The sequence below is a fragment of the Plantactinospora mayteni genome (genome assembly GCF_016862935.1).
In the GTDB taxonomy this organism is placed as follows: domain Bacteria; phylum Actinomycetota; class Actinomycetes; order Mycobacteriales; family Micromonosporaceae; genus Plantactinospora; species Plantactinospora mayteni.
Genome location: NZ_BONX01000003.1, coordinates 192008 through 216702 on the forward strand (window position 1 = coordinate 192008; position 24695 = coordinate 216702).

The 24695-nt window shown below is 72.7% G+C and carries 23 protein-coding genes, 1 tRNA gene and 1 pseudogene; 7 read left to right on the forward strand and 18 right to left on the reverse strand.

The window, feature by feature from the left end; all coding sequences use genetic code 11:
* Window position 1: 1 nt before the first annotated feature.
* The 11 genes from argC to Pma05_RS02945 are packed head-to-tail and all read right to left on the reverse strand — an operon-like array spanning window position 2 to window position 10508.
* Window positions 2-1030, reverse strand: a complete 1029-nt coding sequence (gene argC / locus Pma05_RS02895; protein WP_203855673.1) for an N-acetyl-gamma-glutamyl-phosphate reductase — start codon at window positions 1028-1030, stop codon at window positions 2-4.
* Window positions 1027-1890, reverse strand: coding sequence for a RimK family alpha-L-glutamate ligase (locus Pma05_RS02900; protein WP_203855674.1), 864 nt, complete (start codon window positions 1888-1890; stop codon window positions 1027-1029). The genes argC and Pma05_RS02900 overlap by 4 nt, the downstream gene beginning before the upstream one ends.
* Window positions 1887-2054 (reverse strand): lysine biosynthesis protein LysW, encoded by a 168-nt coding sequence (locus Pma05_RS02905; RefSeq protein ID WP_203855675.1) that lies wholly within the window; start codon window positions 2052-2054, stop codon window positions 1887-1889. The genes Pma05_RS02900 and Pma05_RS02905 overlap by 4 nt, the downstream gene beginning before the upstream one ends.
* A 50-nt stretch (window positions 2055-2104) precedes the next feature.
* Window positions 2105-3082 carry a transketolase family protein gene (locus Pma05_RS02910; RefSeq protein ID WP_239311567.1) on the reverse strand — a complete coding sequence of 326 codons (978 nt, stop codon included), beginning with the start codon at window positions 3080-3082 and terminating at the stop codon, window positions 2105-2107.
* Entirely contained in the window at window positions 3079-3951 is an 873-nt protein-coding gene (locus Pma05_RS02915) for a transketolase (RefSeq protein ID WP_203855676.1), read from the reverse strand. Before Pma05_RS02915 ends, Pma05_RS02910 begins: the two co-directional genes overlap by 4 nt.
* Window positions 3948-5264: a DegT/DnrJ/EryC1/StrS family aminotransferase gene (locus tag Pma05_RS02920; protein ID WP_203855677.1), complete on the reverse strand. Its 1317-nt coding sequence runs from the start codon at window positions 5262-5264 to the stop codon at window positions 3948-3950. Before Pma05_RS02920 ends, Pma05_RS02915 begins: the two co-directional genes overlap by 4 nt.
* A 23-nt stretch (window positions 5265-5287) precedes the next feature.
* Window positions 5288-6295, reverse strand: coding sequence for a BtrH N-terminal domain-containing protein (locus Pma05_RS02925; RefSeq protein WP_203855678.1), 1008 nt, complete (start codon window positions 6293-6295; stop codon window positions 5288-5290).
* A complete protein-coding gene (locus tag Pma05_RS02930) occupies window positions 6292-6864 on the reverse strand; it encodes a beta-sandwich domain-containing protein (RefSeq protein WP_203855679.1) in 573 nt (190 codons plus the stop codon). Before Pma05_RS02930 ends, Pma05_RS02925 begins: the two co-directional genes overlap by 4 nt.
* A gap of 38 nt (window positions 6865-6902) precedes the next feature.
* Window positions 6903-8456: a GMC family oxidoreductase gene (locus Pma05_RS02935; protein ID WP_203855680.1), complete on the reverse strand. Its 1554-nt coding sequence runs from the start codon at window positions 8454-8456 to the stop codon at window positions 6903-6905.
* Window positions 8453-9766: an aminotransferase family protein gene (locus Pma05_RS02940; RefSeq protein ID WP_203855681.1), complete on the reverse strand. Its 1314-nt coding sequence runs from the start codon at window positions 9764-9766 to the stop codon at window positions 8453-8455. The genes Pma05_RS02935 and Pma05_RS02940 overlap by 4 nt, the downstream gene beginning before the upstream one ends.
* A complete protein-coding gene (locus tag Pma05_RS02945; protein WP_203855682.1) occupies window positions 9756-10508 on the reverse strand; it encodes a sulfotransferase-like domain-containing protein in 753 nt (250 codons plus the stop codon). The genes Pma05_RS02940 and Pma05_RS02945 overlap by 11 nt, the downstream gene beginning before the upstream one ends.
* Before the next feature lie 177 nt (window positions 10509-10685).
* Here Pma05_RS02945 and Pma05_RS02950 point away from each other — a divergent pair, with 177 nt between their 5' ends.
* Window positions 10686-11951 carry a helix-turn-helix transcriptional regulator gene (locus Pma05_RS02950; protein ID WP_203855683.1) on the forward strand — a complete coding sequence of 422 codons (1266 nt, stop codon included), beginning with the start codon at window positions 10686-10688 and terminating at the stop codon, window positions 11949-11951.
* Window positions 11952-12280: 329 nt separating this feature from the next.
* On the opposite strand, the pseudogene Pma05_RS44295 reads toward Pma05_RS02950, so the two are convergent.
* Window positions 12281-12409, reverse strand: a pseudogene (locus tag Pma05_RS44295) (IS982 family transposase); the annotation flags it as partial.
* A gap of 132 nt (window positions 12410-12541) precedes the next feature.
* Between Pma05_RS44295 and Pma05_RS02955 the strand changes: the two are divergent.
* Together Pma05_RS02955 and Pma05_RS43370 are read left to right on the forward strand one after the other, a co-directional pair.
* The gene (locus Pma05_RS02955) at window positions 12542-15178 is read left to right on the forward strand and encodes a hypothetical protein (RefSeq protein WP_203855684.1); all 2637 of its coding nucleotides are present in this window, start codon (window positions 12542-12544) and stop codon (window positions 15176-15178) included.
* A 123-nt stretch (window positions 15179-15301) separates the two neighbouring features.
* Window positions 15302-15436 carry a hypothetical protein gene (locus Pma05_RS43370; protein ID WP_275414637.1) on the forward strand — a complete coding sequence of 45 codons (135 nt, stop codon included), beginning with the start codon at window positions 15302-15304 and terminating at the stop codon, window positions 15434-15436.
* A 720-nt stretch (window positions 15437-16156) separates the two neighbouring features.
* Here the strand turns inward: Pma05_RS43370 and Pma05_RS02960 are convergent.
* Window positions 16157-16228: transfer RNA gene (locus tag Pma05_RS02960), tRNA-Val, on the reverse strand.
* A gap of 50 nt (window positions 16229-16278) precedes the next feature.
* On the reverse strand, window positions 16279-16896 hold the full coding sequence (locus Pma05_RS02965; RefSeq protein ID WP_372441427.1) for a TIGR02611 family protein: 618 nt from the start codon (window positions 16894-16896) through the stop codon (window positions 16279-16281).
* A gap of 274 nt (window positions 16897-17170) precedes the next feature.
* Between Pma05_RS02965 and Pma05_RS02970 the strand changes: the two genes are divergently transcribed.
* Window positions 17171-17602: an SsgA family sporulation/cell division regulator gene (locus Pma05_RS02970; protein ID WP_101365276.1), complete on the forward strand. Its 432-nt coding sequence runs from the start codon at window positions 17171-17173 to the stop codon at window positions 17600-17602.
* Between the two features lie 218 nt (window positions 17603-17820).
* Here the strand turns inward: Pma05_RS02970 and Pma05_RS02975 are convergent, their stop codons facing one another.
* Complete coding sequence (locus Pma05_RS02975; protein WP_203855686.1) at window positions 17821-18597, reverse strand: glucose 1-dehydrogenase; 777 nt, start codon at window positions 18595-18597, stop codon at window positions 17821-17823.
* A gap of 161 nt (window positions 18598-18758) precedes the next feature.
* A complete protein-coding gene (locus tag Pma05_RS02980; protein WP_203855687.1) occupies window positions 18759-20912 on the reverse strand; it encodes a glycoside hydrolase family 44 protein in 2154 nt (717 codons plus the stop codon).
* A 295-nt stretch (window positions 20913-21207) separates the two neighbouring features.
* On the opposite strand from Pma05_RS02980, the gene Pma05_RS02985 reads away from it, so the two are divergent.
* From Pma05_RS02985 to Pma05_RS02995, 3 genes are all read left to right on the forward strand, one after another.
* Window positions 21208-22143: an AraC family transcriptional regulator gene (locus Pma05_RS02985; protein ID WP_203855688.1), complete on the forward strand. Its 936-nt coding sequence runs from the start codon at window positions 21208-21210 to the stop codon at window positions 22141-22143.
* Between the two features lie 69 nt (window positions 22144-22212).
* A complete protein-coding gene (locus tag Pma05_RS02990; RefSeq protein WP_203855823.1) occupies window positions 22213-22668 on the forward strand; it encodes an RrF2 family transcriptional regulator in 456 nt (151 codons plus the stop codon).
* Window positions 22669-22817: 149 nt separating this feature from the next.
* Entirely contained in the window at window positions 22818-22997 is a 180-nt protein-coding gene (locus Pma05_RS02995) for a DUF4236 domain-containing protein (RefSeq protein WP_203855689.1), read from the forward strand.
* A gap of 81 nt (window positions 22998-23078) precedes the next feature.
* On the opposite strand, the gene Pma05_RS03000 is transcribed toward Pma05_RS02995, so the two are convergent.
* Together Pma05_RS03000 and Pma05_RS03005 are read right to left on the reverse strand one after the other, a co-directional pair.
* Complete coding sequence (locus Pma05_RS03000; protein ID WP_203855690.1) at window positions 23079-24053, reverse strand: hypothetical protein; 975 nt, start codon at window positions 24051-24053, stop codon at window positions 23079-23081.
* Between the two features lie 73 nt (window positions 24054-24126).
* Entirely contained in the window at window positions 24127-24648 is a 522-nt protein-coding gene (locus Pma05_RS03005; RefSeq protein WP_203855691.1) for a VOC family protein, read from the reverse strand.
* Window positions 24649-24695: the final 47 nt, after the last annotated feature.

The following is a 24695-nucleotide window of genomic DNA, read 5'->3' on the forward strand; positions in this document are numbered from 1 at the left end:
CCTAGACCGGATGCAGCCCGGTGAAGCCGAGGCCGAACTCCTCCGGCCAGCCCATCCGGATGTTCAGGCACTGCACCGCATTGCCGGCACCGCCCTTGACCAGGTTGTCCAGGGCGCCGACGGCGGTGACCCACCCGTCGCCGCGGTCCACCACCGGGCCGACGTCGCAGAAGTTCGAACCGGCCAGGATCTTCGGGTCGGGCAGCCGGAACGTGCCTCGGCGCTGCGCCACGATCCGGACGAACGGCTCGGCCGCGTACGCCCGCCGGTACGCGTCACGCACCTCCCGTGGCCCGGCACCGTCGCGCAGCCGGGCCCGGCACAGTACCTGGACCCCGCGTACCGCCTCGACGCCGGTCGCGGTCATCCGGCACGGATGTCCAGTGGCCTGCGTGATCTCGGCCTGGTGCCGGTGCCGCAGCGGCGCGAACACGCGCATCGCGCCACTGCGCTCGGCGTGCGCGTCGCCCGGCCCGCCGCGGGCGCCGGACCCGCTGGAGCCGGTCCGGGCGTCCACCGCGACCTCGCCGTCGATCAGCCCGTCGGCGGCCAGCGGATGCACGGCGAGGATCGCCGCGGTGGCCATGCAGCCGGGCACGCTGATCCGGTCAGCGCCGGTGAGCCGGTCGCGATACAACTCGGGGATCCCGGGCGTGAACGACTCCAGCAGGTCCGGCGCGGCGTGCTCGACGCCGTAGTGCTCCCGGTACACCAGCGGGTCGCGCAGCCGGAAGTCGCCGGAGAGGTCGAGCAGTACCTTGCCCCGGTCCAGCAGGCGGGGCACCAGAGCCATCGTCTCGGTGTGCGGCGCGGCCACGAAGAGTACGTCCGCACCGCTCAGCGCCGCCGGATCGGTGAACGTCAGCCGGGTGCGGCCGCGCAGATTGGGATGGGCCGTGTCAACCGGCCGCCCGGCCAGCCGCGCCGACGTCACGGTGGTGAGGTCGATCTCCGGGTGGCCGAGCAGCAGCCGGACCAGTTCGCCACCGATGTACCCGGAGCCGCCGATCACCGCCGCGGTCGTGGTCACGACGCACCCCCGACGATCCGGTCCACGATGGTCGCGGCGATGTCGAGCCCGTCGTGCGCCCGCTGCAGCCCGGCGAACTCGACCCGGTGGTTGACCTCGAGCACCAGCACCGCGCCGGCCCGGTTCTCGGCCAGATCGACCCCGGCGATGTCGGCGCCGGTGGCCTCGGCGGCCCGAACGGCCAGCTTCTCGGTGTCCGGGTCGAGCACGCACGGCTCGGTACGACCGCCACGGGAGACGTTGGTACGCCAGTCGTCGGCGTACCGGCGCATCGCCGCGACCACCTCGCCCCGGACCACCAGCGCGCGCAGGTCGTGACCGGGCTTGTCGACGTACTCCTGGAGATAGACGACCTGGGCCTGTGGCGATGGCTGGGCCGCGACGTGCTCCAGTACGGTGGCCGCCTCCTCGGCGTCGCGGACCCGGGTGACGAGCCGTCCCCAGGATCCGATGAGCGGCTTGAGGACCACCGGGAAGCCCAGCTCCGCGGCTGCCTCGCCGGCCGCGGCCGGCGAGGCGGCCAGCACGGTGCGCGGCGCCGGCAGACCCGCCCGGGCCAGCGCCAGGCTGGTCAGCCACTTGTCGCCACAGGTCTGCACGGCGGCGGCCGAGTTGACCACGGTCATCCCGGCCGCCTCCAGCATGGTGGCCGCGTAGCGGGCCCGGACCTGGCCGATCTCCCGGTTGAGCACGAGCCCGCCCGGGCCGGCCGGGTCGGACGCCGCGCGGTGCAGCGCGTTGATGTCCAGCACCTCCGCCGCGTGCCCGCCCCGCCGCAGGGCGGTCAGCAGGCACTTCTCGTCCGGCCCGACCCGGGAGGCCAGCACCAGCACCGGGTCGCGGCCAGCGCGGGCGCTCACTCTCCCCAGTCCTCGGCGACCTCGGGCGCGAGGGCCACCAGCAGCGGTGCGGTGCTGACCACCTCGAGCTCGCCGCGACACTCGGCGCACTCGAGGATCTCATGCAGCACCGGCTCGGCCGGCGCGGTCACGGTCTCGAAGCATTCGGGGCAGGTGGTCGTCACTTCGGTCCTCCTCAACGGTCAGAACTTCGCGAACAGTGGGGAGTCAGTGGTCAGAACGTCGCGAACAGTGGGGAGTCGAGCCCGGGCCGCAGCGCCGAGCGGGCGGCGCGGGCGATCCCGGCCGCCGTGATGCCGAGCGCGTCGAGCAGCTCCTCCTGGCTGCCGACCGCCGACACGTACATGTCGCCGACGCCCATCCGGACCAGCCGAGGGCCCGGCTGGGAGGCCAGGAGCTCAGCCACCGCCGAGCCGAGGCCGCCCTCGCGCCAGTGCTCCTCGACGGTCACGACCGCCGTGCATCCCCGGACGACGCCCGCGATCGCCGCGTCGTCCAGCGGTTTCAGCGTGTGCACCTGGACCACGCGCGCGTTCACCCCTTCGGTCGCCGCCAGTGCCTCGGCCGCGGCCAGCACCCGCAGCGTCGGCAGCGGGCCGCAGGCCAGCAGGCACACCTCGGTCCCGTCGCGCCGCACCTGCGGTACGCCGATCCGGGGTGGTGGCGCCGGCGGGAGGTCCGGAGTCGGCTTGCGGCCGAGCCGTAGGTAGACCGGACCGTCGTAATCGTGCGCCTGGTCGAGCAGGGCGACGGCGTCGGCCGCGTCGCCGGGGACCAGAACCGTCATCGACGGCATCGCGCGCATGACGGCCAGGTCCTCCAGCGCGTGGTGGGTCGGTCCGAGATGCCCGGCAGCCAGGCCGCCGTGGGTCGCGGCGATCCGGACCGGGAGGCGGTTGTACGCGATGTCGATCTTCACCGCCTCGGCGGCGCGGCTCGCGGCGAACGCGGCCATCGTGTTCACGTACGGCAGCCACCCGTCATGGGCCAGTCCGGCCGCCACCCCGAACAGGTTCTGCTCGGCGATGCCCAGGTCCAGGTAACGGTCTGCGGCGGTACCGAAGTCGGCGCCGGTGAACAGGCCGGTGTCGGAGTCCAGGCAGATCACCCGGGGGTCGTTCCGCATCCGGGCGATCAGCCAGTCGCGGTACGCGTGCCGGGTGGCGACCGGCGCCGCGACCGGGGCGGTCACGACGCCTTCCGGAGGCTGAGGTCCCGATGGGCGCGGGCGGCGACCCGGGCCGACAGGGTGGTGTAGTGAGCGCCGATCCGGTTCTCCGCGGCCGGTACGCCGTTGCCCTTCACCGTCCGGGCGATAACCACGCCGGGCTGGCCCGCGGTCCACGGCGCGGTGCCCAGCACCGCGCGCAGCTCGTCGTGGTCGTGCCCGTCCACCTCCCGGACGTCCCAGCCGAAGCTGCGGAAGCGCTCGCCCAGCGGCTCCATCGGGCAGATCCGCTCGGTCGGCGACCCGAGTTGCAGGCCATTGCGGTCGACCACCGCGACCAGGTGGTCCGCCCGGGTCGAGGCAGCCGCCATCACCGACTCCCAGCACGAGCCCTCCTGCAGCTCGCCGTCGCCGAGCAGGACGTAGGTGCGCCGCCGCGGCCCGAACCGGCGGCCCGCCTCGCGCAGCCGCGCGGACAGGGCCAGGCCCAGGCCGAGGGCGAGCCCATGGCCCAGGGATCCGGTCGGCAGCTCCACGCCGGGGACCGCCCGGGTCGGATGGCCGAGCAGGCGACTGCCCCGCCGGCCGTACCCGGCCAGCTCCGCGGGGTCCAGGAAACCGCGCTCGGCCAGGGTGGCGTACAGGGCGATGGCCGCGTGCCCCTTGCTCAACATGAAGATGTCGCGCCCGGGGTCGTGCGGCTGATCCGGGTCGACCCGCAGGACGTCGAAGTACAGCACGCTCAAGATGTCCACACAGGACATCGAGCCGCCGAGATGGCCGCCCTCGCCACCGGCGCACATGTCGACGACGTGGTGCCGGATCCGGGCGGCGGCTGCCTCGGCCTCGGTCGCGGTGGTGCGGCCGGTGGCTGGTACGGCGAGGACGGTCATCGTGCCCTCGCCATGCTCGCCACGGTCGACAGGTTCGCCCAGACCTTCTCGAACGCGTCCGCGTACCGCTCCAGCGCCGGTCCGGCGTCCGGGTGCAGGTGCCGCTTCTGCAGGGTCAGCGAGTCGTCGATCACCGCGCTGGTGACCGGGGTGGGCAGTGCCGGCGCAGGCACGGCGTACGACCAGGGCACGCCACCGCCGAAGCCGACGCGGTCGGTGAAGACGGGCTGCTCGGGGAGCGGCCGGATCTGGTATCGCGACATGGGGACTCCCTCGGCGTGCAGCAGGCGGTGTACGGTCCGGCGCAGGGCACCGGGTGTGACGCCGGGCAGGCCGGCGGCGTCCGGGTCGAGCCGGAACCGCAGGATGTGCCAGGCGTGGGTGCTGCCGGGCACGACGCTCGGCGGTATCAGCCCGGGCAGCGACCGCAACCGGTCGAGGAAGGCTGCCACGTGGCGCTGCCGGGCCGCCTCGTACGCCGGGAACCGATCGAGCTGGGACAGCGTGAACGCGGCCTGGACGGAGCTCATCTTGTGGTTCCAGCCGAGCCGGTGGGACAGGTAGTCCCGGTCGCGGCCGGGCTCGATCACCTCGCCGAACTGCCGAACGGTGCGGGCCCGCGCGCCCACCGCGGCGTCGGTAAAGGTGACCAGGCCACCCTCGCCGCAGGTGGGCAGGTTCTTTGTCGCCTGCAGGCTGAACGAGCCCGCGTCGCCCAGCTGCCCGACCGGCCGGCCGCGCCAGGTGGCGGCGTGGGCCTGCGCGGCGTCCTCCACCACGGCGAGGCCGTGCCGGGCGGCCAGCGCGCCCAGCCGGTCCATGTCGGCCGGCTGGCCGTGCAGGTGGACCGGCAGAATCGCGGCGGTCCGCGGGGTGATCGCCGCCGAGACGGAGTCCGGGTCCAGGGTGAAGCTGGCCGGGTCGATGTCGGCGAAGACCGGCACCGCGAGCTGGTGCAGCGGTGCGAGGGCGGACGCGACGAAGCTGAGCGCCGGCACCACCACCTCGTCGCCCGGCCCGATGCCAAGCGCGGCCAGGGCGAGGGACAGCGCCGTGGTGCCGTTCGACACGGCGACACAGGCGGGCGTGCCGCAGAGCTCGGCCCAGCGGTTCTCCAGCCGGCTGACCGCGGTCTCGCCATCCGCGTTGGACACCAGATGGTCGTCCAGCACGGCGGTGACGGCGGCCCGGTCGGCGTCGCTGATGACCGGCCAGGGCAGGTTGCGCAACGCCCGGGGCACGGCCGGGGCGCCCCCGAAGGCGGCGAGCACGTCCGCGGCACGCTGGCGGACCGGAACGGACAGGGCGGTCACGGTGGTCTCCTTCGCGGTCGTGGTCATCGGAGGTCGGCGGCGGCCCGGCCGAGGGCGGTGTGCGCCTCCTGGTACGCCCGCTGCAGGCGGCCGAGGTGGTCCCGCAGCGGGCCGGCGCAGGCGGCCGGGTCGTCGCGGCCGTGCGCGGCCGTCACGCGGACCGCGGTCCAGCGGTGCGCCACCTGCTCGACCCGACGACCGGCCTCGGCCAGGGCGGGCCGGTCCCAGCGGGCGCCGAGGGCGCGCAGCAGCTCGCCGTGCAGGGACGCCTGGGCCTGCATGCCCCAGCCAAACGTGTACGCCTCGGCGAGCAGCTCCGGCGTGGCCGCCGTGTCCGTCTGCGCGCAGTACCGGCGGAGCCCGTCGGCGCCGGTCCAGGCCTGCTCGGACGGCGCGGCGAACGCGGCGGCGTTGGCGTCCAGGACGAGTCCCAGGCGACCCGGGTCGAGGGCCGGGATCGTGGCCGGCAGGCGGACGTCGAGCCAGCGGCCACCGCTGGTGACCGGGCCGCTGAAGAAGACGTCCTGCTCGTCGTCCACCCCGGCGGCGGCGCAACTGCGCAGCAGCACCTCGGCGGGTAACGGGCCGGCGAAGTCCGGGGGCATGGCGTCGGACACCGAAACGGTGCCGGCCGTCTCGTCCACGTCGTACACCACCAGGAGGTGGGCGGCGTGCACGTCGTGGTACGCGGGCCGGAACGGCAGGTGGTAGTTGTCGACCGCGACCACCGGCAGCCGCCCACCGGCGAGCGCGTCGCGCCACTCGCCGAGCGGGTCGGCCCGGTCGATCGCCCGCCAGCGCGAGGTGACGTCGTGCAGCGGCAGCAGGCTCCCGGCCAGGTCGCCGGGGCGGCGGCAGGGCCAGTAGTACTCCTCCGGCCGCACGTCGCCGGGGTGGTACCGGAACTCCCAGCTCAGCCCGAGCACCTCAAGCGGATCGTGGCCGGCTTCCAGCAGCAGGGTGGCCAGGGTGGACTGGAGGCAGCTGATTGGGTCGCGGTACCACTGGGTGACGCTCCGGACGCAGGTCATCCCGCGTTCACCTCCTCCCGGGACGGGCACAGCGTGGCCGCGAAGACGTGCAGCGCGACGTTGTGTGGCAGGCGCAGCCGGCGCAGCTCGGCCCGGCGGGTCACCGGCACGCGCTGGCACCAGATGTGCGCGGTGACCCCGGGCTGGACATGCTGCGGGTAGTGCATGACCGACGTGGCGACGGCCTCCTCCTCGCCGAACACGGCCGAGGCGGCCCAGAAGTCGGAGACGCGCACCGGCTCGAAGTCCACGCTGCCGTCGGCGAAGTGCAGGGCCACCTCGTCCTCGACCCGCCGCTCCCCTGCGGCGAGCAGGCAGCACCAGTCGTACCGGCCGGGCGGTACCGTCACGAGCTGCCCCTCGCAGCGCACGTTGTCGGGCCGGCCGGGCCCGGCGGCGGGGAACGCGAAGCGGACGCCGCCGGCGGTGAACGGGCGGCCCAGTGGCAGCTCCTCGCCGGGCAGCGAGTTGCGCCAGACGTTGAATCGGCCGCGGCCGGTGTCGCTGGCCGGGGTGATGCCCGCGTTGTTGAGGTGTGCGGCCAGCTCGATCGGGACCTGCTCCCGCATCGGTGATGCTCCTTTCGGCGTCGTGGCGTCCGGGACAGTCAGGCGACCAGGCCCAGTGAGGGTTCCCGGGCGGCGGTGGTCGCGCCGGCCAGCCGGGCCGCGATCACCTCGGCCACCGCGACGACCGGCAGGTTGGTGTTGCCGCGTGGCGACACCGGGATGACCGAGGCGTCCGCGACGTGCACGTTGTCCAGGCCCCGGACCAGCCCGTCCGGGCCGGTCACCGACATCGGGTCGGCGTCGGGCAGCATCGCGGCGGTCCCGGTGGGGTGCCAGTAGCCGCGGACCGTGTCCTCGACGTGCTCGACCAGCTCGTCCCGGTCGGTCGCGTCCGCGCCGGGCAGCAGCTCGGCGGCCAGCAGCCCGGCCAGCTCCGGGGTCGCGGCCAGCTCGCGGGCCCGCTCCAGCCCGTCCAGGATCACCGCGAGGTCGTGACCCTCCGGGTCGGTCAGGAACCGCAGGTCGATCTCGGGCGGCGTCTGCGGGTCGCGGCTGCGCAGCCGGACCCGGCCACGCGAGCGCGGGGTCATGCAGAAGGCCTGAAGCTGGACGTGGTACGCGGCGCGGCCGGGACGTGCGGGGTCGTACTGCGGGATCGGCAGGATGAACTCGTCCCAGCCACCCGGGTCGCAGTGCGGGCTGCGAGCCTTCCACAGCACCTGGCTGGGGAAGAAGTCGTGGTCGGCCGCGAACGCGCCGGTGGCCGCGATCAGGTCGTCGGAGGCGGCGAAGGTGAGCCCGGAACCGACGTGGTCGGCCAGGTTCGCGCCGACGCCGGGCAGGATCTGGACCGGCGGGATCCCGTGTCGGGCCAGCTCGTCGGCGGGTCCGACGCCGCTGCGCAGCAGGGCCGCCGGGGTGCCGTACGCGCCCGCGGTCAGCACGACCCGGTCGGCCGGCACCGTGACCGGCGCACCGTGGCGATGGCCGAGCACGCCGGTCGCCCGGGTGCCGGTGAAGAGCAGCCGGTCGACCGGTAGCTCGGCCTCGATGGTGAGACCGGGCAGCCCGCGCAGGCGGTCCAGATACCCGAAGGCCGTGTTCCAGCGCACCGACTCGTGGATGTTGACCGGCGGCAGCCCGGCCCCGTCGATCGCGGCGGCGTCGTTGACGTCGCCCAGCATCGCCACGCCGAGCCGTTCCGCGCCGGCCAGTGCGGCGCGGGCCACCGGGGCGAGGGCGTCCGCCCGCACCTGCTGCGGGGCCAACACCGCCTCGGCGCGGGCAACGGCCGCTCCGACCTCGGCCGGGGTCCAGGCCCCACCGCTGCCGGCAACCCAGGCGACGACGTCGAGCGGGGTGGGCCGGACGCACCAGCAGCCGTTGTGCGCCGAACAGCCGCCCAGCACCCGGGCCCGGGAGGTGGTGATCTCCCCGTGCGCGTCCCAGTCGTGCGAGGTGGGCAGGATCCGCGGGTCGAGCAGGTCGGCGGGCCACCGACCGGCGTCGAACGGGCCGTAGTCCGGCCCCGCCTCGATCAGGCACACCGAGGCGCCCGCCGCCACCATCCGGGCGGCGACGACCGCGCCGGCGCTACCGCCGCCCACGACCGCCACGTCGAAGTGCCGGAAGGCCTTCCCCGCGCCAGTCACCAGCCCGCCTCCGCCCCGCTCAGGGCGCGGCTGAACCGCGCGCAGATCTCGTCGCACTCGGCCGCTGTCACGATCAGCGGCGGCATCAGGTCGACGACGTTGTTGCCGGTGTGGATCAGCAGGCCGTGCTCCTCGCAGGCGAAGCGGAGCGACTCGCACCGGGCGGCCGGCCACGGCACCCCGCCGGTGGCCAGTTCGATGCCGAGCATCAGGCCGCGACCGCGGATGTCCACAATCGACGAATGCCGCTCGCGCAGCGTCTCCAGCCGATCCCGCAGGTACGCGCCGACGACCGCGACGTGGTCCAGCAGGCCGGCGTCGAAGACGTCGAGCACCGCCATGCCGGCTGCGGCGCCGAGCGGGTACCCGTCGCTGGTCGAGCCGTGCGGGAAGCCCTCCCGGGTGGGGCTGCCGAGCAGCCGGGCGGCCAGTGCGGAGCCGACCAGCATTGCCGACATCGGCAGGTAGCCGCCGGTGATGCCCTTGCCGAGCAGCAGCAGGTCGGCGTGCACCCCGTCGGCCAGCGAGCGGGACAGCGCCCCGGTGCGACCGAAGCCGGTGGTGATCTCGTCCACGACGAGCAGCGCGCCCCGGCGACGGCAGAGTGCGGCCAGGTCGGCCAGGTAGCCGTCCGGTAGCGGCCGCACGTTGGTGCCGAGAACCGGCTCGACGATCACCGCGGCGACGCGGTGCGGGCCGAGCCGGTCGAACTCCGCGGCGACGGCGGCGCATCCGGCGCCGGTGTCGTCCGGGCCGGGCGGGTCGACGTGACTGACCCCGGCCATCAGCGGTCCGCAGGCGCCGTGCACGTGCGGCTCGCCGGTGACCGCGCCGGCCGCCACGCCAGCGCCGTGCCAGCTGCTCTTCAGCGCGATGATCCGGTCCCGACCGGGCGTCCCCTCGATCCGGCTCAGGTACCGGCTGAGCAGCACCGCGCCCTCGACCGCCTGGGCGCCGGACTGGTACAGCTTCACCGTGGCGTAGTCACCGCCGACCCGGTCCAGCAGCCGCTCCGCGTAGTCCATGGTGATCTGCGGCGGCCGTTCGAAGCGGATGGTGACGCCGGCCGGGAGGGTCCGCAGTTGCGCGGTGACGGCGTCGATCACCGTGGGGTGACGGTAGCCGAGAGCCACGTTCCACATCCCGGCCCGCGCGTCCAGGAACGTGCGGCCGGCCCGGTCGGTCACCCAGACGCCGGCGCCGCTGACCTGCTGGGCGTCCTCGTCGAGCAGTTCGGCAGACACGGCGAGCGGAGTGATCCCGTGCCACAGGCCGATACGGCCGGGCGGGGCTTCGATCTCAACGGACACTGCTGTTCCTCTCGATGGCGATCCGCCGGTCCCGCAGCCGCTGGTAGAACGGCCGGTGATGGGCGTCGAAGGCGGCGAGCACGGAATGGTTGGCCACGGTGTCCGGATATTCGGCCGGTACCGGGCGGAAGCCGTCGGTGGCGCCGGTGCGTACGTGCCACCGGCTGGTGCGCTGCCACTGCGGCAGCAGACCCGGTGACCAGGACAGCGTGTTCGGGCGGAAGTCCCAGCCGACGGCGGCGCAGACCGCCGCGACGGTGGCCGGCGGATCGGTGACGAGATCGTCGGAGTCGACCACCACGGCCGCGCCGCCCGCCGTCGTGACCGCGTCGTGGATCTCGGCCAGTCGCTCGAACCCGACCTCCGGGCTGGTCAGCCGCGGGTTGAGGGCGAAATGCGAGGCGATGGCGGCCGCCGGGTCACGGATCAGGAAGATGTGACTGACCCGGCGCAGGAAACCGCGGTCGGCCAGCAGGCCCGGGTAGCGGAAGTCGGTGGTGTCCTTGAAGAAGACAGGCCCGTCCGCTGCCAGCCGTTCGATCCGCGCGATCAGCTCGGCCTCGCAGCGCACGGTCTGCCCGGCCACGTCGTACACCCCGAAATCGGTGAGCTGCGAGAACGGCTCGTGCAACACCACGTGGTCGCCGCGCTCGGCGATCATGCGCAGGAAGGCGGTCGATCGTGACCGCGGCGCGCTCCACAGCGCCACCACCGATGGACCGTCCCCGGTGCGTCCGGACATCCCCATCACCTCCTCAACTCCAGTCAAGCTATGATGACTCCAGTAATCTACTGCCGTCAACACCTAGATTTCGTCGAGGACGGGTGGTTCGAGTACCTCAACAGAGCGGTATAGCGATACAGTGGTAAACATCGGACTTAGTGACTGGAGTCGACAACACCGATGAAAGAGCTCGTGGTGGGTCAACCGGAGTTTGGTAACCGTCTGCGTAACCGCCGCATCGAGATGGGCCTGTCACAGAAGGCCCTGGCCGGCGACAACATGACGCCGAGCTACATCTCGCTGCTGGAGAACGGCAGCCGGGTACCCAGCCTCGAGGTCGTGATCCGGCTGGCCCGGCTGCTCGACATCACCCCACAGGAGCTGCTCGGTTACGAGGTGGAAGGACTCGGCGGCGGCCGTGGCCGGGAACCGTCCGAACTCGTCGCCCAGGTCGAGATGCGCCGTCTCGCCGAGATGGGTGACCTCGCCGGTGCCCGCAAGCTGATCGAGGAGAAGCTCGCCGGCGCGCGCCTCACCGGCAACGACGAGGCAGGTCTGGCGTACGGCATCGAACTGCTCAAGGTGCTGACCGATGCCGGCGACCAGGAGGAACGACTCGCCCTGGTCGACGAGCTGCGCCGGATCCCCAGCGTGGACCGCTCCCCCGCCATCCAGGTCGTGCTGGCCGCACACAACGCGTCGATCCTGCGCGAGATGGGCCGGTTGGCCAGCGCACAGAAGGCCGCCCAGGAGGCGGTGGAGCTGGTCAGCAAGGGCGAGCTGAGCGGCAGCAGCGAGCACGTCCAACTGCTCGGCATCCTCGCCTCGATCGAGGTCGAGACCAACGCCTTCGATGCCGCCGAGCGCACGATCGAGGAAATGATCCGGCTGGCGAACGACGGCGGGTACGCCGGCGTCCTCGGCCGGACGCACTGGATCGCCAGCATGGCCTACTCCCGGATGGGCCGCCCGGCCCCGGCGTACGAGCACCTCCTGGCGGCACATCGGACCCTGGTCTTCGGCACCATGACCCTGCACGACTGGCTCCGGTTCTCCCGGTTCACCGCGTCGGTCCTGCTGGAGGGTGGGCACGACCTCGAAAAGGCCCGCGACTGGATCGACTCGGCCGAGCTGAACGCGCGGCTGGCCGGGCTCGAGTCGGACCGGCTGGCGGCGCAGCGCGAGCGGGCGCACTACGAACTCACCGTCGGCAACCCGGCCGAGGCGGCCAGGATCTACACCGAGTTGCTCGACCGGCCCCAGCCGGTCAACGGCAGCGAGACGGTGATGGCACTCGCCGGGCTGAGCGACGCGCTGCAGCGGGTCGGCCGCATCGACGAAGCCATCGAGTGGCAGCGCAAAGCGGCAGAGCGCTACGAGGCGGACGGCAACTACCGGCGGGCCGCCGAGTCCTGGCGCAAGATCGACACCTTGCGCCAGCAGGCCGCTGCCCAGGGCTGAGCCGACGCCCCTGAGGTACGGCCGGGCGCACTTCGACCTCCCCCGACATATTTCTGCTCGCGGGCGGAACCTGCCGAACCGCCGGCCGACCCCGATCCCCGCCCCCGACTTGCGCCCGGGCGACCCGAACAGCGGCGGCGTACACCTCCTGCGGGCGAGGCCGCCCGACGCGCCGGCCCGGCGTCGGTCAGGAGAGCTTCAGATCTGAGTGGTTGTCGCCCTTGTCCGGCCGGTCCGCGCCCACGGTGCCGAACTCGGAACCTGGCGGGCCCAGCAGTATCTGTGTGGTCGCGACCTGGACCTCGTCGTTGAGATCGCCACACAGCAGTAGCTAAGACTAGCGTCAGCAACTCGGCGTCGGAGAGCCTCGGCGGCCGGCCGATCCTACGAGGGCGGCCGAGCCAGTCGTCGATGTTCACGTACAGTGCGGTCAGAAGGGTGTTGAGGTCAGTCTTCACAAACCGATCTTCAACACCCTTCCTCCATGCCGCAGCCCGCAACGACTTCGGACTTACTCGTCTAGTGCGTTGGCCCGCCGCGATGCGCCGGCTCCTGCCATGATCGACGACTGATCCAGTTAAGGAAAGCTCGTGACATCAGCCCTGACGAAGGCACAAGAGCTCGCGCTCTGCGAATTCGCGCGGACGGCAGACCTGGCCCACGTGCTCGACCGCGCGAGCGTCCTGTTCCGGCCTGTGGTCGCCACCGCGACGACGCTGCCCGGGTACCTCGTCGACGCCATGTTCGCGGCCGGGGACCAGTGGCTGGCCACGCTGGCCGGCAACGTGACCGCACTGGAGGAGGACCCCGTACTGCGGCGCCGGGTGGCTGCCACCGGTCGGGCGGTGCTGGCGCCGATCGTGCTCGTACCGGCCAAGTCCGCGACGGCCCGGTGGACCCTGCCGGACCGCCGCGCCCTGCTGGCCGCCGCCGATCCCCTGACCGACGGCGGCTGGGTCGACGGGCCGGGCGGTGACGTGGCCGGGAGCCTGCGCCGCTCGACCGACAGTGGGCTGCTGCGGTCACTGGTGGTGAGTCCATTCCCGCCCCTGGTGCTCCGCGCGCTGGAGGCGGCCCCGGAACTGACCCGAGCCGAACAGCTCCGGGCCCTGCTCTCGCTGCACTCGTACGGCGTTTCGGACGAACTGGCCAAGGCGTTGCGAAAGGCCGCGGTGCGGCGTCGGCTCCGGCCCGACGTCGGCGAGGTGGCCGCCGAGGCGACCACCCGCCGGGGCGGCCTGGCGCGGCTGCGGTCCGCCGTCGCCGCGGCGGAGTCCACCGCCGGTGCGGTCGACGAGTTGTACCGCGACCCGGGTCGGGCGGCGGAGATCCTCTCCCTGCGTACCGAGCTGGACTGGACGGCGTTGCGATCGGCCCACGAGGCGGATCCGTTCCCGGCCGCGGCGGCCGACGCGCTGGCCGACCGTCCCGACTGTCCAGAAGAGATGCTGAACGCGCTGAGCCAACGCGCCGCCCCTGCGCCGAACGCCCGTCCGACGAAGCGCCGTGCCGTCCGGGGCCTGCCGGGCGACTCCCCGCCCCGACCCGCCGGGCAGCCCGGGCCGGACCGCTTCGCCGAGGAGATGCTGTACCGCATTCGGCCGGCCGGGCAGGTCCTCGACCTGGCACACGCCGGCGGCCGTCCCGGATCGGCGGTCGAGGATCCCCCGACGCTGGCCGGCTGGTCGGCATTCCGTCACCGGCTCGCCGACCTGGTGGCGGCGACGATCGGCGCCGATCCGCACGCCTGGCGAGAACTCCGCAGGCGCCTTCCCAGGGCGAGGGGGACGGTGGCCGAGGTTCTGGCCGAGGCGGCGGCCGGCGCCGCAGAGCCCACGGACCCCGCGGCCGATGGTGGTCCGTGGCCGGGTGCCGCCGACTGCCCGCCACCCGGGGTTGTACCCAAGCGGGAGGCGACCCGGATGGCCTTCGTCGCCGTCTTGGACGCGGCCCCGTACGACGTCCAGCGGGCGCTGCTGCCATACCTGGACGAGCGGACCGCGTACGACCTGCTGGCGTACGGCGAGTGGCGCCCGGAGTGGGCGGCGTTCGCGGCGCCGGACGGGCCGGAGCGGGAGCGGAGGCTGCTCGCCCGACGGCCGAGCCTGCCGGCGGACCGCATCCAGGCCCTGGCCGAACTGGACGACCCCGCCGTCAACGCCGGCCTGTTCTACCAACGACTCGCGACCTGGGACCAGCGGTACGCACTCCTAGCCGGGACGCCGCTCGGGTCCGCCACCGGACGGTTGCCGCTCGACCCGGCGTTCCGGGCGAGCCTGCTCGACGTCACCGGCACGGCGGGGGTGTGGGGGCGGGCCGGAGCCAGGACGACACTGAAGAAGAACCGCCTCGCCCCGCTGGTGGGCTGTGGTGACCCGGAACTCGTCGCCCACTTCTTCGACAACATCCCGCTCAGGTCGCGGAGCCTGCAACTGCGCCTGCTGCTCGGTGTCTGGGAGCACAGCGGGCGGGACGCGGCCGGAAAGCTGATGCCGCGCTGGTTCCAGGAGAGCGTGCGTACCTTCGTCGGCGACCTGCTGGCCGCCGACGATCCCGACCATGCGCTCAGCCGGTTGCGGGAAGCCGTCTACACCGAGGTGTCACCGGGCAATCTCGTCCGCCGGCTCCGCACCAGCGGCCGGGACCTGGACTGGCTGCTGGCCGAGGGCTACCGCTGGGACTGGCAGGTCATGGTCGACGAGCACCGGCGCAAGGCGCTCCCGGCGGAGGTGCTGGCGGAGTTGTGCACGCTGCCGGACTGCCCCGACGACCTGCGCCGCACCCTTCCCCCAACCGCTGCGCGCGCGAGCCAACGGCTGGCCGAGCTGTATCCGGCGCCGAAGCCGGAGCCTCGGACCGCTGCCAGGACGCCGGGCCGGCCGGGAGCGGCCCGAGCCGCCAGGCCCACGTCGAAACGGGAGATCCTCGGCGCCCTCGGGCCGCACTGGGCGCCGAGTCCGGCCGGAGCCGCACCCAAGCCGCCCGCGCCCAGGGCGGCGGCGGGAGACGTGGGCGCCCGCACGGCGTGGTCGACGATCACCCCGGCCCGGAGTGCGCTGTCGGGGCTGGATGGCTACCCCGCCGACGTCCGGATCGACATCCAGACCCTGGTGAGCCGGCATCTGGACGACGCCCCGGACGCGTGGGTGCTGGCCATCCGGTTGCTCCCGGAGTTCCCGGGTTCGCTGCCCGAACTGTTGGCCACCGCCTCCGCCGCGGTGAGGTGAGCCGCACCGACCGGTCGGCGCCCGGTCGGCTCACTCCACCGTGACCGACTCGGCCAGGTTGCGCGGCTGATCGACGTCGTGACCCAGGGTCGACAACCGTCGAGGACGACACAAGGGACCCTCATGCGCAGGTGGGTACGGTACGAAGCCCCGGCCATGGTCTGCGTCGAACTCGGCGACGACGGCTACACCGGCACAGTCGTCAACGTCATCGCTGCGGTTCGAGGTCTGACGGCCATCGGCGCCGCGCGGCGCTGACAGCGTCCTCTCGCGCGCTCCCTTCACCGGTCACTGGCCGCCGGGGCCGGCTGGGGCGGCAAGGTGCTGGCCCAGGCCGACCAGGGCGTACACGAGTTCGTTCGGTGCGACAATCCATCAGCGCAGCAGAGTCGTGGCGAGCCACTGATGAGCACGCCAAACTCATCGCGCGTTAGGCAACACTCAGAGGCGTTGACCTCCGAACCCCACGGGCCTCACGCATCCACACGTGACGACCCCGTGTCCCCACGCGGGTCCCGGCCGTTCGGCCGGGACCCGCGTTGCGGTAGATGAGGCACCTCGCCAGACGCCACGGTTCCCGCCTCAGGCGGCCAGCCGATCGTGGGAGTACACCGGGCTGCCGCTTCCGACTCCGACCATCTCGTCCCCGGCCCGGTTGGCCCGCCACGGCCAGCAACACGTACCCAGTCCCCCCACTCCGCCAAGCCGGGCCAGCGTCCTACGCTCCGTGTCGGGGAACCTACCCGCCCACCACGGCGTCCCTCCCGAGTGGAGCCGGCCACGGTCCGACGGTCGGAGCCCGTCAACAGCTGCCGCCAGCCCCCGGGGGCCGAGCCCACAACCCGAAGGCAGCACCCGGCCGGAAACCCCGGCGGGGATCGCCCTGCTCCCAATCCGCTCCCACCGTAAGGAGCAGAATCAGAACGGCTCGTTACCAAACATTCGGTAACGAGCCGTGCGAACTGGCCATATAGGCGGTGGGCGATACTGGGATCGAACCAGTGACCTCTTCGGTGTGAACGAAGCGCTCTCCCGCTGAGCTAATCGCCCTCAGCGCGGACGACTGTACCTGATCGGCCGGAGTCCGCGCGACTTCGGGGTCAGTGCGTCGCGATGTAGTGCATGAACCTGGCGATCAGGTCGATGCCGAGGCTCGCCCGTACCGACAGCCAGACCACTACCGCCACGAAGACCAGCCCGACCGAACCGAGGACGATCCGGACCAAGAGGGATTGTTCACGTACCCAACGCGCCCAGCTCTGTACGTGCCGACGGGTGAAGTTGAGCAGCCGTTTGGCCCACAGGAACTCCACCGCCCAGATGCCCAGCCCGCCGATGACGATCAGCCAGCCGGGCCCGGGCAGCGGAATCAACGCGAGACCGATTGTGACGACGATCGCACCGGCGACCGCCACGAAGACCTTCAACGCGATCCGACCGGTCGGATTGGCTCGGATGATCTCCAGCGTCCGGCGTACCCGTTGCCGCCGGGTCTGCGTCACGAACGGTTCGAGCGGCACCTCGGCGCCGGCCCCCGCCGGTGACTCCGTCGCAGGTCCGGACCGGTCCCCCCGTGGGACGCGCTCGTCCTCCGGCACGTCGTACCTCCGCTCTTCGACCGCCCCCGCGACGCCGGAGCGGACCCCGGCGCCGGCCCCGTTCACCCTCGACGCATCCGACGGAGCGGCTTTCTCCATTGAGGATGGATTCGTAGCCATTTCAACCCCCAGTGTGGCCCGGCCCGTCACTCAACAGGACGACTGGACGTTACCGGAGTGAGTCGACGGCTGAACCATCCGGCGTCGGGTGGGATCGAGTACCTGGGCAGAACTGGACATCCTACATAAAGATTCGATTTCGATCGGCGACTAGGAAGCCTCTTCCCACTACTGGGTGATATCAGCGTATGGCGGAGCGTAACCGTGAGTAGCACCTGAGGATGGGAAAGGCGGGACACATACGTCCCGCAGCGGTGCCGGGGGGAGAACGTCCATGAGTGTCATCCGACCGACCACGGTCGAGGTCGAGACGTCGTTAAGGCTCGTTGCACCTGACGCCACGGCTCTGCCCGTGCGTGCCAGTCTGCGCTACGACCCAGCCGACCCGTATGCGGTCCATGTCCTGTTCCACGCGGAATCCGCCGGAGGCGAAGCGGTCAGCTGGTCCTTCGCGCGGGAACTGCTCGTCACCGGCCTCGACGAGCCGGCCGGGATCGGCGATGTCCGGGTCTGGCCCTGGGCCACACCCCGGGGGGACTTCGTCGCGCTCGCGCTCTCGTCACCGGACGGTAACGCACTGTTCGAGGTGCCACGTAGCGTCCTGGTCAGGTTCCTGCGCCGGACGTACGTGGTGGTCCCCCGGGGCCGGGAAGGAGACCACCTCGACGTCGACACGGCGGTCAACCGACTGCTGGCCGGTCGCTGACCGGTCCCCCGCGACTGCCTCGCGGGGGACGTCACGCCGCTGGAACGCCACGCCGCGCGGACCCTGCCGAGGTCCGCGCGGCGGTCTGCACGGTTCGGCCCGACACCGCTCTTGGTCAGCCCTGCGTCCCGGACGCCGGCCTGGCCACCCCTGCGTCCCGGCGTCGGCCTGGCCACCATGCGTAGTGATCCCGGTCTGGTCAGGTAATGCCGGTCCGGTCAGCCGTGCGTGGTGATGCCGCCGTCGACCGGAATGACCGCTCCGGTGAGGTAGGCCCCGGCCCGCGAGGCGAGATAGATCGCGGCCCCGGCCATGTCGTCGGGTCGACCGATCCGGCCGAGCGGTACCTGGTGCTCGATCGTCGCCCGGGTCGCCGGGTCGTCCAGTGCGAACGCCATCATCTTGCTCTCGAACGGGCCGGGCGCGATCGCGTTCACCGTGATGTGCTCCGGGGCGAGCTGATGCGCCAGGCTGCGGGTCAGCATGTGCACCGCCGCCTTGGTGGCCGAGTAGGCGTACACCTCCATCCAGGGGACCCGGATGCCGTCGATCGAGCCGATGTTGATCACCCGGGCCGGTTCGTCGGCGCTGGCCGAGGCGCGCAGCGCGGGCAGCAGGGCGGTGGTCAACTGGAAGACCGCCTTGACGTTGACCGCCCAGAGCTTGTCGAAGGCGCTCTCCGGGTACGCCTCCAGTGGCGCTCCCCAGGTCGCACCGGCGTTGTTGACCAGTACGTCCAGGGCCGGCACCCGCTGGAGGACCTGCTCGGCGAGCCGGGCCGCCCCGGCCGGACTGGAGAGGTCCGCCGGGATCGCCTCGCAGCGGCCGGACCCGGCGAGTCGCTCGGCGACCTCGGCACAGACGTCCGCCTTGCGGGACGAGATGATCACCTGGGCGCCCGCCTCGACAAATCCGCGAGCGATCATCAGACCGATCCCCCGGGTGCCACCGGTGACCAGCACCGCCTTGTCCTCGACCGAGAACAGCCCTGGCATGCACACCCCTGAAGGTCGTGGGGTCGGTCGGCACCGGGATGCCGACCGACCCGGTTCGCGTACTATTCGGTAACTTAATCCTTACCGTCCCGACCGGACAACTCCGGCCGGTACGACGCCGCTACGGTCCGGTCCCGGTGACCACGGTTCGGTCCCGGCGGTCACGGTTCGGTGCCGGCGATGCGTACTCCGTCCAGGTAGACGGTGATCCGGGTGCTCGCCGCGTAGCCCGGGGCCGCCGGACGCCAACTGTGGTCGTCGGTCTCGACGAACCGGGACCGGTCCGCCTTGGTCAACCGCAACTCGACCGGGCCGGTCTTCCCGGCCGCCGGCAACGTCCCCGCGCCGGGGGTGAAACCGACCTCCAGATAGCCGTCCGCGCCGCGCCGGGGTCTCGGCAGCGCCAGCACCGACTGTCTGACGTTCGCGCACCCGATCGTGGCCTGCACGCAGGTCGCCTGCACCGCGCCGCGACCGCCGTCCCGGGTGAACCAGTACCGCACGGTCACCCGGGACAGGTCGACCGGCACCCGGCCGGGGTTGTCCAGGTCGATCGCCGGGCGGATCTGGCCGTCGGTCGGCAACCGGTCCAGGTTGCGGTGCAGCACCGTCAGCGGCGGCGGGGCGCTCGGCGGGCCGATCACGAAGAGGGTCACCGAGTCGGCCGGGAAGGTGTGCGGGAGGATGCCGTTCGGCGCCCCGACCACCGGCGGCGGCACCAGGATCCGCTGGTCCGCCTCCCGGACGATCGCGCCGAGGTTGCCGGCGCCATACCGGTAGACCTGGGTGCTCGGCGCGGTCCGGCCGCGCAGCGCCAGCGAACTGCTCCGCTCCACCCCGCTCTTGTTCACCACCATCACGGTGAGCGCGCCGTCCGAGCCGCGCTCGGCCGCGTACACCGAGAGCTGGTCCTGGTCGGCGGAGGTCGCCCGGACCCCGACGTCGCCGAACCGGCCGCCGGCGCCGTCGTAGTTGCGGTACATCCGGAAGGCGTACGCGCCCGGCTGGGTCGCGGCCGGCGGCGCCCAGAGGGTGGCCAGGTCCAACCCCTCCCGACCGAAGATCCCGAGTACGTCGGCCTGGGTCAGCGCCCCGTTGACGTGGTCCAGCGCCCCCCAGTTGTACTCGGTGACCGCCGTCTTCGTCCCCGGATAGTTCGCCGCCACCAGCTCCTTCATCCGGGGCACCAGCCGGACCTGGGTGTTGATCCAGCTCTCGTCGGTGTAGGTCGGGTCCCAGAGCGCCCGGGTGGAGCGCAGCCGCAGCGCGTTGGTGGCCGGGTCGGTGCCGTTGCCGAACGCCACCCCGGAAGCCTGCGGATAGAAGTGCATGTCGAAGTAGTCGAGCACCCGCTGCCCGTGCTGCTCCTCGTAGTCACGCATCTGCTGGAGATACCAGGTGGTGAAGGGCAGCCCGTCCCGGGCCGGCCGGTCCGGCGGGTTCGCCCAGCAGCCGGTACGCCCGCACTCCTCCTGGTCGAGCCCGGAGTAGTCCCAGGAGGTCCAACCCCAGCCGACCGGGCCGAGCGTCGCCGCCGACGGGTCGACCTCCTTGATCGCCGCACCGATCGCGTACGCCTGGTCGCGCAGCTCCGCCGAGTTCGCCCCGGTCGGGTGCACGTCCCGATGGGTGGAGTGCCAGATGTCCGGCTCGTTGTCCAGGTTGTAGAACTTCACCCCGCCCTCGGCCGCGGTGCCGTACTTGGCGGTGAGGTGGCCGAGCCACTCCCGGACGTACTCCGGGCCGGCCTGCACACTGGTGTCGCGCGGGTCGTTGCCGGTCACCAGCGTGCCGTCCGGCCGTACGCCGTTGCCGCAGTCCGGGCGCCACTCGTCGGTACGCTGCTGCGGGCCGTACTTGGCGACCGAGAAGCCGCACGAGCCGTCCCGGGCCTTCGGCGCCCACCCGATCAGCGGCACCGTCAGCACACTGTCGGTGCCGGTACGCCGGTCCTGCTCGACGAAGCGGTCGGTGGACGAACCGTCCGGCAGCGCCCCGGGGTCGGCGTTCTCCTCGGCGATGTTCTCGAAGAACCAGTCCGAGGCGCGGTTGGTGGTGTCGTAGCGGTAGTGGTAGCGGGTGGTGGCGTTGCCGCCCCAGCGGCGTACCGGCAGGGCCAACTCCTCGGCCAGGGCCTCGTCGGTGAAGTTCATCCCGTAGATGTGCGGGCTGATCGGATGCCGGTCGGCGGTGACGTCGACTTCGAGGGCCGGCCCGGGCTCGGCGAGCGCTGGTGGCGGGGCGACGACGACCGCCGTACCGGTGGCGACGAGCAGCGTGCTGGCGGCGATGGACAGGATGGATCTACGACGCATGCGGGATCTCCGGAACTCTCGGATGTCCGGCCCGAAGGGCGGACGGGCGGGTTCGGTGTGTCTCGCGTGCACCCGTCGCTGTCCCGCGCGCGGTGGTCGTAGCCCGGACCGGGGTCAGGTTACCGATCGACCGACCCCAGGGTCAACGGCGTACGTCGATGTCTGACCGACCGACCCGGCCCGGCCCGTCGGCCCGGCCACCGCCGCCACCTGCGCCGTCGGCCGCGCGGTCGGCGGCGGACGCCGACTGCCCGAGGGGTGCGCGGCTTGCCACCGACGGCTAACGTCGCAGGTGATGGTCCGATTCGGTCAGCTTGCCGATGATCCGGGCGAGGTGCCGGCCCCGCCCGGCTGGGCCGGCATCCGCACCTTCACCCTGCGCGACTACTTCCTCGACCCGGCCCGCCGGGGACCGCTGCTGGTCGATCGCCATCTGCTCATCCTGGTCACCGTCGGACACGGCACGCAGGAGATCGACTTCCGGGTGTACCCGTGTCGGCCGGGGTCGCTGCTCTGGGTGCGGCCCGGCCAGGTCTTCCGGCACGGCGGGCAGAGCGGGCTCGACGCGGTGCTGGTCTGCTGGACCCCGGAGACCATGCGCGAGCTGGACGTCTCGCCGATCGGCCCACCGTTCGCCGCCGGCTACTGGCAGCTCGCCGGTGAGGACGAGGACGCGGTGATCAACGAGGTCAGCCAACTGGTGGTGGACTGCCAGCGGCACGGTGGCGGCAACCTCGGCACCGACCTGCTGCGGCACCAGCTCGCCGTACTGCTGCTCCGGCTGGCCCTGTTGCCGCGCGACCCGGCCGACCCCGGCGCCCTGCCCCTCGGTACGGCCCCGCCCGCCCGGGACCCGGCGAACGGCGGCGCCCCGGACGGTACGGACCCGACCGGCACCTTCTGGCGGCTGCGGCACGAGGTCGAGCGCTCGTACGGGCAGACCCGGCGGGTCGAGGACTACGCCGGCCGGCTGGACTGCTCGGTGCGTACCCTGACCCGGGCCTGTCTGGCCGCCACCGGCCGCAGCGCCAAGCAGGTGATCGACGAGCGGGTGGCGCTGGAGGCCCGCCGACTGCTCGCCGCGACCGACCTGTCGGTGGCCGAGGTCGGCCGCCGGCTCGGCTTTTCGGAGCCGACCAACTTCGGCCGGTTCTTCCAGCGGGAGGTCGGGCACAGTCCCGGCGCCTTCCGGGCCGGACTGCCCGGCCGGACCACCGCCGTGCGGGGTTGACCAGTCTGCACCCACCCGGCATCGGCCCGCCGCCGCCGGCCGGCCACCCCGATCATGGATGATGAAGTCGTGCAGATCTCGGCGCGCGGTGACTACGCGGTACGGGCCGGCCTCAGTCTCGCGGCGGCCTACCCGGCGCTGATGTCCGCCCAGGCGCTCGCCGCCGAGCAGGACCTGCCCCGGAAGTTCCTGGAGGCGGTCCTCGCCGACCTGCGCCGGGCCGGAATCGTCAAGGCCCAGCGGGGCGCCGAGGGCGGCTACACCCTGGCCCGGGCACCCCGGGAGGTCTCCGTCGGCATGATCCTGCGCGCCGTGGACGGCCCGCTCGCCGGGATCCGCGGACTGCGTCCCGAGCAGACCCGGTACGACGGCGCGGCCGAGAACCTGCCCCGGCTCTGGGTGGCCGTCCGCGCGGCGGTACGGGACGTGGTCGACGAGGTGAGCCTCGCCGAGCTGATCAGCGGCCGGATGCCGGCGCACGTACGCAAGTTGACCACCCGGCCGGACGCCTGGCAGCCGCGCTGAACGGCGAGCACCAACCGGCTGACCCCGGACCGTCCCTTGCGGAACGTCGGCGGCTGCCGCCCGGTCCGGCGCACGTTTGCCGACCACCGCTACGGGGCACTTCCTGGTCACCCCCGGAAGAGAGCAGTTGTCCCGAAGGGAGCATGGCCGTGGGTCTGATGTTCCGTAAGCGCAAGAGGTTCGGCCCGTTGATCCTCCACTTCACCGAGAACGGTTTCTCGTCCTGGAGTATCAAGATAGGACGCTGGTCGTGGAACTCCCGGGCCCGCGCGCACCGGGTCGACCTGCCCGGCCCGCTCTCCTGGAAGCAGAACAAGTCACGGTCCTGAGGAACAGAACAAGTCACGGTCCTGAGGAACAGAACAAGTCACGGTCCTGAGGAACAGAACGAGGATGACGGCGGGTGCCGTTCAGGATGCCGGCGTGCCGGTGATGGTCACGTCGCCGGCCAGCCGGCCCGCCTCGGGTTCCCGGCTCACCAGCCCGGCGGCCAGCAAGGCGGTCAGCACCCGGTTGGTGTCCGCCGGACGGTAGACGGTCCGCTCGGCGGTGAACTGGCGCAGCTCGGTGACGGAGGCGGCGCCGACCGTCGCCAGCCGGGCCAGGAGTTCCCGCCGCAGCGGCCCCGGATGCGGGTTCAGCGAGATGTCCAGCAGGTGCCCCTCCGGATCGCCGGGGTCCCGGTAGCGCACCCCGGCGTACTCGTCGACCGCCCACAGCGCGTTCTTGAAGGCGTCCAGCCGCTTGCCGGCGGCGGTGGCGAAGACCAGCACCTCGGCCCGGTCCTCCGCGACCAACTCCACCTCGGTCACCAGCGGCAGCCCGGCCTCGGTCAGCCTGCGCCGGTAGCCCGACGAGACCGTCGGCGCCCCTGTTGCGGGCTCAGGACCACCGTGTGTGCCCGGCTCCGCCCCGGACCAGACCGGCGGATCGAGCACCAGCAACAGCTCGGCGGGCCGGCCACCGGCCACCGCCGCGAGGACCTCGGCGGCCGGCTCCGGACCGCCGGTGCCGTCCAGGTAGGCGAAGACCGGAGCGCCGTTCGCGGCGGCGGCCTTGAGCGCCACCGGCAACCGGTCGACCCCGCCCGGCATCAGGTGCGCGGTCAGCCCGGCGGGCAGCTCCGACTGCACCGCCGCGTGGCGCGCCGCCAGATCCTGGTCGTCGCCCCGGCCGAGGGTCAGCGCCGTCGTCCGCCGCCCGCGCAGCAGGTCGGCGAACTCGACGAAGACCCGCAGCGCGGCGTCCGCGGCCCCGCCGTCCCCTCCGGCGTACGCCTGGGCGAAGGTGGCCCGCCGGGACCGGTGCAGCGCGGCCGGCGTCCAGGAGTCGAGCTGGCGTACCAGCAGTTCCCGTTTGACGACGCCGATCGGATCCGTGGACATGCTGCGGTTCTACCGTGTCCGGCCCGTCCCTGTCATCTCGGCGGTCGCCACCCCGGCCACCGCCGGCTCCGGGTCAGGACGGGACGGAGACGCCGACGCCGCCCCGGGTCTGCCCGCCGTACCGCTGCTTCTCCCGGTCGAGATCGAGTCGCGAGATCCGTCGGCGCGCGGCGAGGGCCTGCTCGTCGAGCCGGTCGGCCGGCACCAGCCAGACCACCTCGAACTCCAGCCCGTCCGGGTCCTTGCCGTAGAGACTCTTGGTGCTGCCGTGGTCGGAGCTGCCGGCCAGCGCGCCCGCCTCGGAGAGCCGGCCGGCGATCACCGACAGTTCGTCGAGGGTGTCCACCTCCCAGGCCAGGTGGTAGAGCCCGACCGTGGTCCGCCCGGCGCCGGACGGGCCGGCGGCGGAACCGACCTCGAAGAGGCCGAGGTCGTGGTCGTTGGTGGAGCCGGGCGCCTGGAGGAAGGCGGCGCCGTCGAACCCCTCGGGCGTCATCGGCACCTGACGGAAGCCGAGGACGTCCCGGTAGAAGGCGACGCTGCGGGTGAGGTCGCGAACGAAGAGTACGGCGTGGTTGAGCCGGTGGATCGCCATGGCTCCACGGTAGTCGCCGCCGTGGCTGCCCGACATGACGACGAAAC

Excerpts from the sequence above, each read along its gene's own strand:
- Pma05_RS02915 (WP_203855676.1), bottom strand. The coding sequence starts at position 3,951 with ATGACCGTCCTCGCCGTACCAGCCACCGGCCGCACCACCGCGACCGAG.
- Pma05_RS02925 (WP_203855678.1), bottom strand. The coding sequence starts at position 6,295 with ATGACCTGCGTCCGGAGCGTCACCCAGTGGTACCGCGACCCAATCAGC.
- Pma05_RS02930 (WP_203855679.1), bottom strand. The coding sequence starts at position 6,864 with ATGCGGGAGCAGGTCCCGATCGAGCTGGCCGCACACCTCAACAACGCG.
- Pma05_RS02945 (WP_203855682.1), bottom strand. The coding sequence starts at position 10,508 with ATGTCCGGACGCACCGGGGACGGTCCATCGGTGGTGGCGCTGTGGAGC.
- Pma05_RS43370 (WP_275414637.1), top strand. The coding sequence starts at position 15,302 with ATGCGCAGGTGGGTACGGTACGAAGCCCCGGCCATGGTCTGCGTCGAA.
- Pma05_RS02965 (WP_372441427.1), bottom strand. The coding sequence starts at position 16,896 with ATGGCTACGAATCCATCCTCAATGGAGAAAGCCGCTCCGTCGGATGCG.
- Pma05_RS02970 (WP_101365276.1), top strand. The coding sequence starts at position 17,171 with ATGAGTGTCATCCGACCGACCACGGTCGAGGTCGAGACGTCGTTAAGG.
- Pma05_RS02975 (WP_203855686.1), bottom strand. The coding sequence starts at position 18,597 with ATGCCAGGGCTGTTCTCGGTCGAGGACAAGGCGGTGCTGGTCACCGGT.
- Pma05_RS02980 (WP_203855687.1), bottom strand. The coding sequence starts at position 20,912 with ATGCGTCGTAGATCCATCCTGTCCATCGCCGCCAGCACGCTGCTCGTC.
- Pma05_RS02985 (WP_203855688.1), top strand. The coding sequence starts at position 21,208 with ATGGTCCGATTCGGTCAGCTTGCCGATGATCCGGGCGAGGTGCCGGCC.
- Pma05_RS03000 (WP_203855690.1), bottom strand. The coding sequence starts at position 24,053 with ATGTCCACGGATCCGATCGGCGTCGTCAAACGGGAACTGCTGGTACGC.
- Pma05_RS03005 (WP_203855691.1), bottom strand. The coding sequence starts at position 24,648 with ATGGCGATCCACCGGCTCAACCACGCCGTACTCTTCGTTCGCGACCTC.